The organism is Streptomyces xanthophaeus (genome assembly GCF_030440515.1).
Taxonomy (GTDB): Bacteria; Actinomycetota; Actinomycetes; order Streptomycetales; family Streptomycetaceae; genus Streptomyces; species Streptomyces kutzneri.
Window position 1 is genome coordinate 1,754,526 of the sequence record NZ_CP076543.1, and the last position, 13,578, is coordinate 1,768,103.

The window sequence follows — 13,578 nt, forward strand, 5'->3', positions numbered from 1 at the left end:
TCAGAGCACCTCCACGGTGGGTCCGGAGACCCGGTTGCGGCAGTCGAGGACGAACGAGGCGTGCTCGGTGACCATCTGGTAGTCGAAGGAGTCGTGGTCGGTGAGCAGGACCACCACGTCGGCGGCCGCCAGCTCCTTGCGGGTCGGCTCGACCCGCACCAGGCGGGCGTCGACCTTGATGCTCTCCACGACGTGGGGGTCGGCCGCGCGGACCTTGGCCCCCATGTCGAGGAGCAGCTGGGCGATGCGGACGGCGGGCGACTCCCGGGCGTCGCCGGTGTTCTTCTTGTACGCGAGCCCCAGCAGCAGGACCTTGGAGCCGTTGACCGAGCGGCGCTTGGCGTTGAGCGCGTCGATCACGCGGCGCGTCACGTACTCGGGCATGTGGTTGTTGATGTCGTTGGCGAGTTCGACGAAGCGGAAGTTCTGCCCGAGTTCGCGCTGCACCCGCCAGTTGAGGTAGGACGGGTCGATCGGCAGGCAGTGTCCGCCGACGCCCGGGCCGGGGGTGAACTTCATGAAGCCGAAGGGCTTGCTGGACGCCGCCTCGATGGCCTGCCAGACGTCGATGTCCAGGTGGCGGGCGAACATCGCGATCTCGTTGACGAGGGCGATGTTCACGTGGCGGAAGGTGTTCTCCAGCAGTTTGGCCAGTTCGGCCTCCTTGGGGGAGCGCACCGGCACGGTGGTGTCGACGAGGTCCCCGTAGAAGGACTCGACGGCCTTCAGGGACCGGGCGTCGACGCCGGAGACCACCTTGGGGGTCTGCTGGAAGCCCCACACGGTGTTGCCGGGGTCGATGCGCTCGGGGCTGTAGCCCAGGTGGAAGTCCTCGCCCGCGGTGAGCCCGGAGCCGTCCTCCAGGATGGGCGCGAACAGTTCCTCGGTGGTGCCCGGGTAGGTGGTGGACTCCAGGATGACGGTGGCACCCGGGCGCAGGAAGCGGGCCAGGGTGTGCGCCGACTCCTCGATGTAGCGCAGGTCCGGGGCTCCGTCCTGTAAGGGGGTCGGGACGGTGACGACGGCGACGTCGAAGCCGCCGCAGTCCCGGGCCAGTTCGCTGGGGCGGTAGGTGCCACGCGCGAGCGCGCGGGCCAGCCGTTCGGAGGAGACGTCCTCCACGTACGACTCACCGGCGGCGAGGCTCTTGACCCGCCGGGTGTCCACGTCGTATCCGATCACCTGATGTCCGACCTCGGCGGCCCGTATGGCCAGCGGCAGTCCGACGTATCCCTGTCCCACGACGACGACGCGCATCAGTAACTCCCCTTCGCGGAAGCGGAACCGGCAGACGGTGTGCGGTGGATGAGTTCCCGGACCGTCATGAGGAGGAAGGCAGCGTTGGTGGTGAGGTAGCGCTTGCCCAGACGGCGCGGTTCCTGGAGGGTGCGGTAGAACCATTCGAGTCCCATCCGCTGCCAGACCAGGGGGGCCCGCTTGGTGATGCCGGCGAGGATGTCGAAGGAGCCTCCGACGCCGTGGACGACGTGCGCGCCGGTGCGCTTGCCGTAGCCGGCGGTGAAGATCTCCTTCTTGGGCGAGGTCATGCCGAGGAACAGCAGCCGCGCGCGGCTGTCGGCGATGGCGTCGGCGATCGCCTCCTGGTCGCCGTCGCCGAAGTAGCCGTTGCGGCTGCCGGCCACCTGCAGCTTCGGGAAGCGCTCGGAGATCTGCCCGAGCATCATCTCCAGCACGTCCTCCTGGGCCCCGAGCAGGTAGACGGGGATGTCCGCCACCTCGGCGGCGGCCAGCAGGCGCATGAACAGGTCGATTCCCGCGACCCGTTCGGGCAGCCGGACGCCCAGTACGCGGCCGGCCCAGACCACGGCCTGGCCGTCGGCCAGGACCAGGTCGCAGCCGGCGACCGCCTCGGCGAGGAGGGGGTCGCGCCGCATGTTGACCAGCTTGGCCGCGTTGACCATGCCGATCTCGATCTGTTCCCCGCGCCGCACCGCGTCGAGGCAGCGCTGCACGGTCTCGTCCATGGTCAGCGGGTCGAGCGGGACCCCGAAGAGGGACTGTCGTCGTGTCATCTCTGGATCCCTCCGAGCCACGCGAAGAGCATCCAGCCGAACTCGTACGGGCGGCACTCGCGGTCCACCGCACCGGGGCGGAAGATCCGGTCGAGCGGGGCGAGCCGGGCGTGCGGTGCCACCCGGGTGGTGAGTCCGCGGGCGGCCCGTACGGCCTTCTTCGGATCTCCGCGGTAGACCTTGCGCCAGGTGACGCCGAAGTCCTCGCGGATCATCGGCTCCCGCGGGTTCCCGGTGGGATCCGCGAGTTCGGGCACGTCGGTCATCCAGCGCAGCCCGCGGCGGATCGCCGGGCCGAAGTCCGTGCCACCCGCCTCGGCCAGGTCGAACAGGGCGGTCGGGGCCATCGCGTGCTGGTGCACGCTGTAGACCGGGTAGCCCTCCACCACGCCGCCCTCGCGGGCGTCGTAGTGCCACCACCACTGTCCGCCGTCGCCCTGCAGTGCGCAGATGCGGGCGGCGCAGGCGTCGGCGGCCGCGAGGGCCTCCGGGTCGTCGCCGCTCGCGTGCAGCCGGGCCAGCGCCTGCAGCGGATAGGTCTGGTCGGCGAAACAGGCCACGTGGGACCGGTAGCCGGGGACCAGCCCGGGCCCGGTGGCGTGCGGGAAGAGCGGGCTGTCGCCGACCCTGGCCGCCAGCAGCCGTACGCGGGCCGCCGCGAGGCGCTCCTCCACGTCCACCACGGCGCGCGCGGCCGCGAGTGCGGAGAGCACCCAGGCCGCCTCGACCGTGTACTGCGGCCGCCCGGGTACGTCCAGCGCGGCCACCCGGTCGAGGGCGTCGGACAGTTTGGGATGGCCGGTCTCCGCGGCGGCCCAGGCGATGAGCGCCGCGTCGCCGAGGTTCACCACCCCGGGCAGCCGCTCCACGAGCACGCCCGTGAACTCCTCCGCGGTGCGCCCGCCGAAGAGCGCGCGCTGCCGGTCCCCGGGCAGGAAGCGGGCTCCCAGCGCGGTGATCGCCGCGTACCGGGTGCTCGTTCCCCGCTGCTCCAGGACGGGAGTTCCCTCGGGTGAGACGACTCCCGCCCGGGTGAACACGAAGGTCTCGGCGTCCGGCAGGTACATCGCCGGGAGCCCCGCCTCGGCCAGCGCGAGCAGCCGCTCGGCGAGGGCGTGCAGCGCCTGGTCCTCGTGGGCCAGTGCTTCTAATCGTGTGGTGTTCATCGGGTCCCCACCCCGATTCCCCTGGTGCTCCCCGCACCCCGTATGTCCGAGCTGTAAGGCTCCAACACACCTACCCCCTCTGATCGTTCTCCTCGGACGGACCTGGCGGTCGTCACTCCGCGGAGGGGGACTGCGCATGACGGCGTCCGTGCCCGCGGCGATGTCACGCCGATGGCACGAACCGTCCGAAGGCCGGCGTCTGGATCCCCCCAGCGATGCCTCGGACCGGGACACGCGTGAACGGCAGTGCCGGCAGGCGCGGGTGTGCCCGCGCCGGCGTGCCACTGCCCCGGTGCCCTCGTCGTACACAACCCCCCACTGAACATGGCCTGTTGCCTGCTCAGATCCCGTGTGCAGGGACACGTTATGCCCACGGATGTTCATTGATTGTGGTTTTGAGGAAATGCCGGTGCCCTAAATTGCCGACATTCCGTCAGGTTCGCTCGGTGAGCGTGCCGTCCTTCTCGTCGTGCAGCGCTCCGGTGCGCGGGCACTCCCAGGTGCCCGCCTCCCCCTCGCGCTCCACCAGGCGGACCCCGGCCCGGCCCACCCAGCCGATCCGCCGGGCCGGTACGCCCGCGACGAGCGCGAAGTCCGGCACGTCCTTGGACACCACGGCGCCGGCCGCGACGAGCGCCCAGCGCCCGACGCGCACCCCGGCCACGCACACCGAACGGGCCCCGAGCGAGGCCCCCTCGGCGACGACGACCCCGGCGGCCTCCCAGTCGCCGTCACGCTTGATCCGGCCCTCGGGGTCGACCGCGCGCGGGTAGAAGTCGTTGGTGAGCACCGCCGCGGGGCCGATGAAGACCCCGTCGCCGAGGACCGCGGGCTCGTAGACGAGTGCGTAGTTCTGCAGCTTCACGTGGTCGCCGATCCGTACGCCGGGCCCTACGTACGCCCCGCGCCCCACGATGCACCCGCGCCCGAGCCGGGCCTCCTCGCGGATCTGCGCCAGATCCCAGATCGTGGTCCCCTCACCGAGTTCGGCACTCTCGTCGACCTGGGAAGAGGGTTGGATACGGACACTCACGGCGCGGTCCCCTTACGGCTGCGAGGCATGCGGAAGCACGGATGCACGGTGTACGGATGTACGGAGTGCGGGTGTACGAAGCGAGCATATGCGCCGACGGGTCGCCCCACCCGCAGATCAACCGACTGTTCACGCAACGCACTTGGCCCCGGCCCGGGACGAGCGGTGACAGGGGGCGCGCGGGAGCGGAACCGGCCTCCGGCTCACGTTCGGCGCATCGGGGGGCGGACCGGGGTGAAACCCGATCGGCCTCGGGGCGTTAGAGGGGTGGCCCGCCGTTTCGCCCGCGGCGCAGACGAGAGTACGAGGAGCACGATGACAGACCCGAGGCCGGCCGGACGAGGCCGGATGAAACTGGCAGCCCGGTGCCGGGTGGCCACGGAGGCCCCCGCCTTCGGGATGGTCGTCTTCTGCGCGATCCTCTTCAACGCCGCGCTGATGGGGGTGGAGACGTACAGCGGGCTCGCCGCGGAGTACCGGCTCGTGCTGCAGGGCGCGGAGAACTGCTGCCTGGCCCTGTTCACCGTGGAGATGCTGCTGCGCCTGGGCGCCTGCGCCGACCGGCCGAAAGCATTCTTCCGTGACCCGTGGAACCTCTTCGACCTCGCGGTCGTGGCCTCCGCCTTCGTCCCGCTCGTCCGCGAGAACACCACCCTGCTGCGGATGCTGCGCCTGGCCCGGGTCCTGCGCACCGCCCGCTTCCTGCCCCACCTGCGCATCCTGCTGATCGCCGTCGGCCGCAGCCTGCCGGGCACCGCCAGTTTCCTGTTCGTCGGAGCCCTGGTCCTGTACGTGTACGCCATGGTCGGCTGGGTCTGCTTCGCGAAGTCCGACCCCGGGCACTACGGCTCGGTGGGCCGCGCCATGCTCACGCTCTTCCTGCTGACCACGCTCGACGGTCTGACGGACGCCGTCCGCGCGGGACTGCAGATCTCGCGGCTGAGCATCATCTACTACGCCTCCTACGCGCTGCTCGCCTCCTTCGTACTGGTGAACGTACTCATCGGCGTCGTCCTCAACTCCCTCGACGAGGCACGCGAGATGGAGGACGAGGCGAACCGCGCCCCGGCGCCGGGCACGGATCCCGACGTCCGGGCCCGGATCGCCACCGCCCGCCGGGCCCTGGACGAGATCGAGGCGAGCCTCCCGCCGGCGGCCGGCGGCGGGCGGCCGGAGCGGCAGCTGGAGGCCTCGCACAGCGGGCCCTGAGGGCCGGGTCCGCCCGCCCGGTCATCCACTGTCGGCGTCGAGCAGCCGGATGTCCCACGTACCGTCGGAGCGCCGGGTGGAGGCCCAGCGGTCCGGCGGGACGACCGAGGAGAACCGCCCGAGGATCGAATCCGCTTCGAAGAGCACTCCTTCGAAGCGGACCCGGCCCCGGAACGTGGCGCGCGCGAAATCCACCGGCCCTTCGAACACCGCCCCGGTGGACAGGAGCCCGCGCTCCCATGTCGCCGACGCGAAGGAGACGGATCCCGCGAAGCCGGTCGCGCTCATCCCCGCCAGGCCACGGAAGACGGCGCGGGTGAAGTCCGCCGTCCCGTCCACCCGCATCCCGTTCAGGTCCGCGGAGGCCTGCAGCACGGCCCGGCCGAAGGAGACGTCGGCGAGGAAGACCGCGTCCTTGAACCCCGCCGAGCCGCGAAAGCGCGTCCGCCGGAAGGTGGCCGCGCGGTGGAAGCGGCACCGGTCGAAGTCGCCGACGTGCTCGAAGACCGCACCGTCGAGACAGACCGGCCCGGCGAAGGTGGCTCCGGCGAAACCGGCCCGGCCCGCGAAGGTGGCCCGGACGAAGGACGCGCGGTCCGAGAACTCGATGTCCGGCCGGGTCCAGCCCTCCGCGAACCGTGCGCGGTCGAAGGCCGCCGCCCCCACTCTGGCGGGTCCCGGAACGCTCGGCTGCAACGCCATGAGGAGGCGCGGCAGCAGGCCGTGGTCGAAGGTGGTGCCCCGGAGGTCCACCGGCGCTCCCGGCGACAGCGTCCCGAGGTAGGCCTCCTGGTCCTCGATCTCCAGATGGGCAAGGCACCGCTCGTGGCCCGGCAGCCGGATGCCGGTGCAGGGCCGCGGGTCGCCCGGTGAGGTCTCGAGTCCGCAGGCCGGCCAGTCGATGCCCTCGTCCAGGAGCCCGCCCGCCTCGGTCAGTACCTGCCCGAGCACCCCGGCGGGCGCGTGGTCGTCGGAACACACCCAGCCCTCGTCGGCGCCGCCCACCCGGCGCAGTGCCAGCCGGGCGGGCGAACCGATCACATCACCCAGTTCCTCGTGCAGGCGGTGGGAGACGGCGAGGACGAGCGCTCCCGGACGCACCGTCCGTCCCAGCAGATCCGCGATCACGGGGTGCCGCACCAGCCGGGCGCTCTCGTCCGCGCCACTTCCCACGGCGACGCCGAGCGAGGGGTGCATACCGTCCACGCGCCGGAATCCGTACCGGGTCATGACCCCGGGCAGATCGTGCAGGAGCCGGCCCGCCCTGGCGTGGGCGCCCGGCGCGGCGAAGGTGACGAGCAGCGGCGCGTCCCCCTCGCCGCCGGTCAGCCGCCCGCCGGCACCGGTGCGCTGCATGAGCTCGACCAGCATGTCGCGCGTCTCCGCGAGCGGTGTGCTCCCGGTCGGGACCACGCCGTCGGCGCCGGGCAGCACCGCCAGGCACACCGCGCTCTCCGTGTCCCGCGCCCGCCTGGAATCCTCCAGCGCCGCGCGGAAGTCCGGTTGTTCCAGCAGGGCGTCGGCCAGCAGGAACACCATGCGGTCGGGCCAGACCGTGTGCACGACGCCGACCAGCGCGCCGTCCGCGGAGACGGGGCCGCCGCGGAAGTGCGTCCAGCCCTCCGGTTCCGCGGAGAGCCGGACGAGCTCGCCGTTGCGTTCGCCGTCGTGCGGGGCCGCCTCGCCCGTGAGCGCGAGCGGGTCCCCCTGGTCGGTGCGGCCGTCGATCCGCAGCCGGTCCGGGCGGTGGTGGTCCCCCGCCGTCAGCCAGGGCAGCGGCTCCACGCCGGCCGCCGGATCCATCAGGTCCTCGTCGGCCTGGAGCAGCAGCATCCGCGGCGCCGCGTCGTCCCACCACACGGCACGGCAGGGGATCTCCCGGTCGCCGGGCCGCACCCAGGCCACCGCGCCCGCGGGGGGCACCGCGTCCCCCACCGTGAGCACGAGGCGCGGGGTCAGCAGGGTGCCGACCTCCTGCGGTTCGGCCGCCCCGTCGTGGCGGACCCGGACGACCCGGTCGGCCAGGCCCGGATCCTGTGGTGGCCGCGCCGCGAACGGCAGGGCTCCCTCGGCCACCCGGCGCACGCCCTCCCGGCCCGTGGTGACCCGGGTCGCGGAGAAGTCCGGGCCGGTGCGCCGGTTGCGGGACATGAACTCCCAGACGCGGCGCCGGACCAGCTCCCGTACGGCGGCCACGTCCCCGCGCAGTTGGGAGCCGAGCAGCACCTCCCGTACGCCGGGCAGGAACTCGAACTCCACCTCACCGGCGTCCTGTTCGTCCTCCCAGGCCTCGAAGAGACCGCCGAGGGCGACCTCGGCGAGGTGGCCGTGCTCCGAGTCGCGCAGCAGGGAGCGCCGGACCAGGGTCATGACCGGCAGGGTGAGCGGTACGGCGGCCAGGTGGGCGGCGAGCTGCTGGGCCGTCGGGGAGGCGTTCGCGCGGAAGTCCTCCACCACTTCCAGGGCGCTGCGGCCGCCGCCGGGGGCCGGATCCTCCGGGGCGCCCGCGGCGGCGGGTTCCGGGTCCAGGCGCAGGCAGGCGAGGCGCCGCCACCGGCCGTCCCCGGAGACCACCCGCACCAGCCGGGCCAGGCTGCCGGAGGCGACACCGACCACGGGGACGACGGCCGGCGGGGCGGCGCGGCGGCGTCCGGCGCGGGCGCGGCGGGCGGCCGGGATCCGCTGCCAGGAGCGGGTGGCGGCGGCCGGCCGGTCGGCGCGGACGGCGAAGGGGACGGGGCGGACGGCGCCGCGCGTCCAGAGCCGTTCGGGCAGGACGTTCAGTACGGCGACGGCGTTGTGCGCGCACCAGTGCCGGAGCATGCCCTGCACCGGGGCCTCGCGCCAGCCGCCCGCCACGGTGTCGGAGAGTACGAGGATCAGCCGGCGGCCCGCCGGGTCGGCCAGTTCCAGGGGGTTGCGGGGCGGGCCGCCGTGGCCGCGGGTGACCATCGGGGTGGCGCCGGGGCCGGTGCCGGTCAGCTGCCAGGTGCGCACGTCGCGGAAGACGCCGCTGCGGGTCAGGACGCGGCGGAGCTCGTCGACGTGGTCCGACCAGAGCAGCATGGAGTGGTGGGTGTCGACGACCAGCGCCAGGTCCAGCCAGCGGCTCTCGGCGGGTCGCAGGACCGGGGTCGTCACCATCCGCTCGATGCTGCGTTCCACGGTGAGCTGCTCGTCCAGCTCTTCTCCCGGGCCGCCGATGGAGCGTCTCCCGACGGGCCGCAGGGAGCGCATCAGGGCGAGCGGGTCGTCGAGGGAGGCGGCCCGCGGCAGCCGCAGGGGTGAGCCGCGGCGTTCCGCTCCGCCGTCGTCGGGTTTCCCGGTGGGGCCGCGCCGGGCGGCCGGGAAGAGCTGGACGGCCGGTTCGCCGCCGGCCGGGGCGTCCGTGCCGGGTGCGGGGCCGGGCTCGGGCGAAGGGGTGTCGGGGGGTGGCAGCGGCCCGCCCGGCGGGCCGGCGCCTGGCGCACCGGGCGGGCGGGCCTCCCGGCCCGGGTCCACCCGAGCCGCCAGCCACAGGATGTCGGCGATCTCCTCCGCCCCGATGCCGGTGTTCGGGACGCTGCCGTCGGCGCCGTCGGCGAGGGCCGCGAGCAGCTCCTCGATCACGCCGTGGGCCCGGTCAGGTGCTGCATGACGGTGGCGAGGAAGCGTTCGCGGTCGGCGGGCGCGGACCAGGCACCGGCGAGGCGGAGCTGGATGGCGTTGAGGAGCTGGTCGGTGGCCAGGTCGCCGTCCTCGCCGCGGTCGAGGAAGGCCTGGACGAGGTCCTGGTACTCCTCGCCGGACGCGATGTCGACGCCGAGCCGGCGGCGCACGATGCGGGCGAGCTTGTCCGGTCCGGGCGGCTCCAGGTGGAGGCGGACGCAGCGGCGCAGGAAGGCGGGCGGGAAGTCGCGTTCGCCGTTGCTGGTGAGGACGACGATGGGGAAATAGCGGCACTGGACGCGGCCCTGGGTGATCCGTACGGCCGCGTCGGGGTCGTCGTCGGTGCCGATGGCGACGGTGGGGTCCTCCTGGGCGAGGCGGGCGAGTTCGGGGATCAGGAAGCCGCCGTCCTCGAAGACGGTGAGGAGGTCGCCGGGGAGGTCGATGTCGCTCTTGTCGATCTCGTCGACGAGCAGCACGCGGGGGCGGTCCTGCGGGAGCAGTGCGGTACCGAGGGGGCCGAGGCGCAGATAGCGGGAGATCGAGGGGGCGGAGGCGGCGACCGCGGCGACGGCGGTGTTCGGTCCGGGTCCGGGCCCGGGTACCTGTACGGGTACGGCTCCGGCGGGCTGCGTGCCCGGTGTGCGCAGCTGCTCCAGCCCGGCCTCCTGGAGGCGGCCGATGGCGTCGTACAGGTACAGCCCGTCCCGCAGGACGGTCCGGCTGGTGATCGGCCAGTGCAGTACGGGTCCCAGGTTCAGGTCGGAGGCGATGCTGTAGGCGAGCGTGGACTTGCCGACGCCCGGTTTCCCGGTGACGAGCAGCGGCCTGCGCAGGTGCAGCGCCGTGTTGACGACGTCCTTCTCCGGCTCGTCGGGCACGTAGCCCTCGCCGCGCCGCCAGGTGCGCTCCCAGGCCGCTCCGGCGCACCCGGGCGGCGCGTATCCGGGGTCGGGGGCGCCGGTGAAGTCCCGCCAGGGTGGCGGGAATCCGGCCTCCAGGCGGGCACGCCGGTCCGCGCCCTCGCCGGTCCCGTGGTACAGCCACCAGTCCTTCACCACTGCCTCTGCCTCCATCTTCGGTTCCGCCGTCTGTCGGTGGTCGGGGTCAGGCCAGGGACCGGAGGCCCGGCATGTCGTCGGGATCGTCCCACAGGAGCACCAACTGGTCTCCCCCTGGCGGTGGTTGGCGGGCGCGCTCGGCTCCCCCGGCGGCACTTGCGGCCGCCCGGCGCACCTCCCGCACGCGTGCGGGCAGGGCCAGTACGTCCAGTGCGCCGGGGTCGGGGCGGCCGTCGGGCCCGGCCGGAGCCAGCAGGTCGAGGAGTGCGGGTGCGGGCAGGCCGCCGCCGCGCCGCCATACGGCCACCGGGAGCCCGCCTTCGAGTACGGCCTCCAGCAGCCCGGCGTGCGGGGCGGCCGCGGTGTGGGCGAGGACGCACGCGGGCGGCGGCTGCGCGGCCAGCTCGATCCCGAGCGCGTCGGTGACCTCCTCGTCCGTGACGACGCGTACGGCGTCGGGGTGCCGGCCGCCCTGGGCGTGCAGCCAGCGCCAGGTGCCGTGCCACTCGGCGCGGGTGTCCGCCCGCTCCTGCGGGCAGCGCACCACCACCTGGTGGAGCAGGCCGAGGGCGCGGCGCCGGCCGGCCGGGCCGCGGGGCACCGGCCACTGGTCGAAGTCGGCGTCGAGCAGCTCGTACGGCACGTGGAACTCGATGCGGTCCACCGCGGCGTACGCCTGCCCTCCGGCCTCGCCGCCCGTCCCTCCGCCGGTGTCCGAGGCGCCGCCGATGAGGGCGAGTTGCCGTACGAGTTCCTGCCGCACCCCGTCCAGGGCGACCGGCTGCCCCTCCGACTCCCATATGTGCCGGGTCCGTTCGCCCCGCAGCCACATCCGGGCCAGGTATCCGGGCTCCCCGCCCGGCGGTGTCTCCAGCCGGACGTGCACGACCATCCTGCGGGCCGGCGGCGGGGGCGGGGGCAGCACCGGCAGGGCGAGGCGCTCGCGGGTGGCCCGTACCCAGTCCCCGAGCCGGGCCGCCCACCGCGCGTCGCCCGCGGCGGCGGCCCGGTCCGCGAGGAACCGTACGAAGGGCACCGCCAGTGGCATCCCGCCGCGCCCGCCCTGCCGCTCGTCCAGGTCCTGGACCACCTCCAGCAGGCCGTCCCCCGGCAGGCCGCCGTGCGCGGGGGTGGTGCAGCCGGCCGCCTTGAACGCCCAGGCGTAGGCCTCGTAGGCGCAGCGCGGCAGCTCGCGGCCCTCGAAGAGCTCGCCGAGCCCGTCCCAGGCCGTCTGGTCGAGTCTGGCGGCCCGGGGCAGTGCGGCGCGGGACAGGTCGTCGTCGAGGAAGGAGCAGGCGTCCCAGTCCCGGTCGACGATGAACTGCGGCAGCTGCCAGCCCTCGCCGCGCTCGCGCAGCTCCTGGAAGGTGCGGTGGATGCTGAGGGCGGCGCCGGGCAGCCCGCTGACGCTCTCGCGTACGGACCGTCCGCCCAGTTCGCCGAGCAGGGCATCGGTGAACCGGCCGGCGCCGCGCTCGGGGTCGTTCTGCGCGACCTCGCCCTCGCGGGAGGCGTAGAGCCGGAACTGGCGCCGGCCCGGTACCGAACTCCCTCCGCCGTAGTCGGTGTTGCCGAAGTTCCAGCGGGTGTCGCGGGGCGCGTCGACCCGGCAGGAGTCCACGAGTGCGGCCTGGAGCGGGAAGCGGCGCTGTTTGACGAGGTCGGTCCGCCACCAGCGCAGCGCCGAGTCGAGGTTGAGGTGTCTGATCTGGCTGGGGCGGGCGTCGGCGCAGGGCAGCATCAGCTCCTGGCGCGGCCCGAGGTAGCCGTGTCCGGCCCAGAAGATCCAGAGCAGGTCGCCGTCGCACTGCGGGAGTTCGTCGAGCAGGGCCGACTTCACGTTCTCCTCGGTCGCCGGCCGGTAGGCCGTGCGCAGGGCGGTCATCGCCGGGGAGTCCGTCCAGTCGAGGTCGCCCGGATCGTCGAGCGGGGAGAGCAGCAGGCGGACGTTGCCGGGCGGCACCTCGGCGGGGCCGGTCAGCCACCGGGCGAAGCGCAGGGCGTCGCGGGCCGGGCCGCGCAGGTTCCAGCGGTGGCTGATGTCGTACCGCTCGACCCCGGCGACGAGCGCGAAGGTGCGCTGCGGTCCGAGGGCCGGGGGCAGGAAGTCGGCGGAAGTCACCCGATCTCCGCCTCGGTCACCGCCTGTTCGATGCGCTCGTAGAGGGAGTCCTGTTTCCAGTAGGCGCTGTGGCAGGCCGGGAAGGGCTGGCGGCTGCGGACCTCGTGGTCGCTGACGCGCGCGTCGCCGGGGAAGACGGGCGCGGCGAGGTAGGAGAGCACGTCGTGCCGGTCGTAGACGTTGAGCCAGCGCGGGAAGCCGTACGGGAGTTTCGCGCCGGGTTCGAGCGCCGTGAGCGCGCCCAGTTCGTAGAGGAACGGGGCCTGCGAGCCGACGGTGACCAGCAGCTCGGCCCCGGGGACGGCCTCACCGCGGGCGGCGGCGAGGGTGAGGAGGTCCACCAGGGCGATCCCGCCGAGGCTGTGGCCGATGAGTACGGTCGGCCCCGGATCGGCGGTGATCCGGGCGTGCAGGAACTCCCGCAGCTCGTGGCCGCGGGACTGGTAGCGCAGGATGTCGCCGAGCACGGGGGTGGCTCCGACGGTGAGGGAGCCGCGCCGGGCGTCGAGGAGGGGCTGGGTGGTGACCCGCAGGGCGAGCCGGCCGAGGACGGCGGCCACGCGGGCACCGGGAACCCGGCCGTCGCCGCCGAGGCGGGTGGTGAGCAGCTCGACGAGGCGGTCGCGTTCGGCGCCGGTGCAGTCGGCCTCGTCGGTGGCGGCGGCCAGGGCGGCGGCGGTCACGGACCGGGCGAGGGCGGTGGCCAGCTCGCGGGCCTGCGGCTCGTCGGTGGCGCGGGCCGCGGCCCGGGCCGCTTCGGCGGAGCCGGCGGCAGCGTCCAGGGCGGCGGCGAAGCCCGCGGCGAGGCCGGTGCCGTGCAGCAGGGCGCCGAGTTCGTCCCCGGTCGGTGGCGGCGCGGGCGGTAAGCCTTCGAGCAGGGCGAGCACCCGGGCTCCGGCGGCCTGTACGCCCGGCATCGCGAAGGCGTCGCCGTGCCAGGCGTCCTCGTCGTCCTGGTCGTACGCGTCGCCGGCGTCACCCCGCTCACCCCGCCCACCCCGGCCGCCGGGGCCCGCCCAGCCCGCCTCGGCCAGGACCCGCAGCTCGCACAGCGGGTCGGCGAGCAGCAGCGCCCACTCGGCCGTCTCCGCGTCCACGGGGTCGGGCTCGTCCTGCGGACCGCGGCGCAGACCCGGCACCGAACGGCCGCCCGCACCGAGGGTCGCGCCGAACCGGTCGCCCCAGTAGCACGAGTCGACGGCGGCTCCGGGGAATCTGGCCGTCAGCCGCTCACGGACCTGGGCGAACAGCGCGTCGTGCCGCTCGCGCCGCACCCCCGTACCGTGGACAAAGAGAAAACGCATCG

Annotated in this window: 9 protein-coding genes; 1 reads left to right on the top strand and 8 read right to left on the bottom strand. The window is 74.0% G+C overall.

From position 1 onward, the window contains the following. The 4 genes from KO717_RS07590 to KO717_RS07605 all read right to left on the bottom strand — a co-directional run bounded on the left by KO717_RS07590 (position 1) and on the right by KO717_RS07605 (position 4,232). A complete protein-coding gene (locus KO717_RS07590; RefSeq protein ID WP_030009430.1) occupies positions 1-1,257 on the bottom strand; it encodes a nucleotide sugar dehydrogenase in 1,257 nt (418 codons plus the stop codon). Further along, positions 1,257-2,033 carry a WecB/TagA/CpsF family glycosyltransferase gene (locus KO717_RS07595; protein ID WP_301365271.1) on the bottom strand — a complete coding sequence of 259 codons (777 nt, stop codon included), beginning with the start codon at positions 2,031-2,033 and terminating at the stop codon, positions 1,257-1,259. The genes KO717_RS07590 and KO717_RS07595 overlap by 1 nt, the downstream gene beginning before the upstream one ends. Continuing rightward, the gene (locus KO717_RS07600; protein ID WP_301365273.1) at positions 2,030-3,199 is read right to left on the bottom strand and encodes a hypothetical protein; all 1,170 of its coding nucleotides are present in this window, start codon (positions 3,197-3,199) and stop codon (positions 2,030-2,032) included. Before KO717_RS07600 ends, KO717_RS07595 begins: the two co-directional genes overlap by 4 nt. A 433-nt stretch (positions 3,200-3,632) precedes the next feature. After that, positions 3,633-4,232 carry an acyltransferase gene (locus tag KO717_RS07605; RefSeq protein WP_301365275.1) on the bottom strand — a complete coding sequence of 200 codons (600 nt, stop codon included), beginning with the start codon at positions 4,230-4,232 and terminating at the stop codon, positions 3,633-3,635. A gap of 348 nt (positions 4,233-4,580) precedes the next feature. On the opposite strand from KO717_RS07605, the gene KO717_RS07610 reads away from it, so the two are divergent. Continuing rightward, positions 4,581-5,441: an ion transporter gene (locus tag KO717_RS07610; RefSeq protein WP_301365277.1), complete on the top strand. Its 861-nt coding sequence runs from the start codon at positions 4,581-4,583 to the stop codon at positions 5,439-5,441. A gap of 21 nt (positions 5,442-5,462) precedes the next feature. Here the strand turns inward: KO717_RS07610 and KO717_RS07615 are convergent, their stop codons facing one another. The 4 genes from KO717_RS07615 to KO717_RS07630 are packed head-to-tail and all read right to left on the bottom strand — an operon-like array spanning position 5,463 to position 13,576. Further along, positions 5,463-9,050 (bottom strand): pentapeptide repeat-containing protein, encoded by a 3,588-nt coding sequence (locus KO717_RS07615; protein WP_301365279.1) that lies wholly within the window; start codon positions 9,048-9,050, stop codon positions 5,463-5,465. Next, on the bottom strand, positions 9,047-10,165 hold the full coding sequence (locus KO717_RS07620; protein WP_301365281.1) for an AAA family ATPase: 1,119 nt from the start codon (positions 10,163-10,165) through the stop codon (positions 9,047-9,049). The genes KO717_RS07615 and KO717_RS07620 overlap by 4 nt, the downstream gene beginning before the upstream one ends. A 31-nt stretch (positions 10,166-10,196) precedes the next feature. Further along, entirely contained in the window at positions 10,197-12,272 is a 2,076-nt protein-coding gene (locus tag KO717_RS07625; RefSeq protein ID WP_301365284.1) for a caspase family protein, read from the bottom strand. Beyond that, positions 12,269-13,576, bottom strand: coding sequence for a hypothetical protein (locus KO717_RS07630; RefSeq protein ID WP_301365285.1), 1,308 nt, complete (start codon positions 13,574-13,576; stop codon positions 12,269-12,271). The genes KO717_RS07625 and KO717_RS07630 overlap by 4 nt, the downstream gene beginning before the upstream one ends. Positions 13,577-13,578: the final 2 nt, after the last annotated feature.

Bases quoted from the DNA above. Each gene is read 5' to 3' on its own strand.
- KO717_RS07600 (WP_301365273.1), bottom strand. From the start codon at position 3,199: ATGAACACCACACGATTAGAAGCACTGGCCCACGAGGACCAGGCGCTG.
- KO717_RS07595 (WP_301365271.1), bottom strand. From the start codon at position 2,033: ATGACACGACGACAGTCCCTCTTCGGGGTCCCGCTCGACCCGCTGACC.
- KO717_RS07590 (WP_030009430.1), bottom strand. From the start codon at position 1,257: ATGCGCGTCGTCGTCGTGGGACAGGGATACGTCGGACTGCCGCTGGCC.
- KO717_RS07620 (WP_301365281.1), bottom strand. From the start codon at position 10,165: ATGGAGGCAGAGGCAGTGGTGAAGGACTGGTGGCTGTACCACGGGACC.
- KO717_RS07630 (WP_301365285.1), bottom strand. From the start codon at position 13,576: ATGCGTTTTCTCTTTGTCCACGGTACGGGGGTGCGGCGCGAGCGGCAC.
- KO717_RS07610 (WP_301365277.1), top strand. From the start codon at position 4,581: ATGAAACTGGCAGCCCGGTGCCGGGTGGCCACGGAGGCCCCCGCCTTC.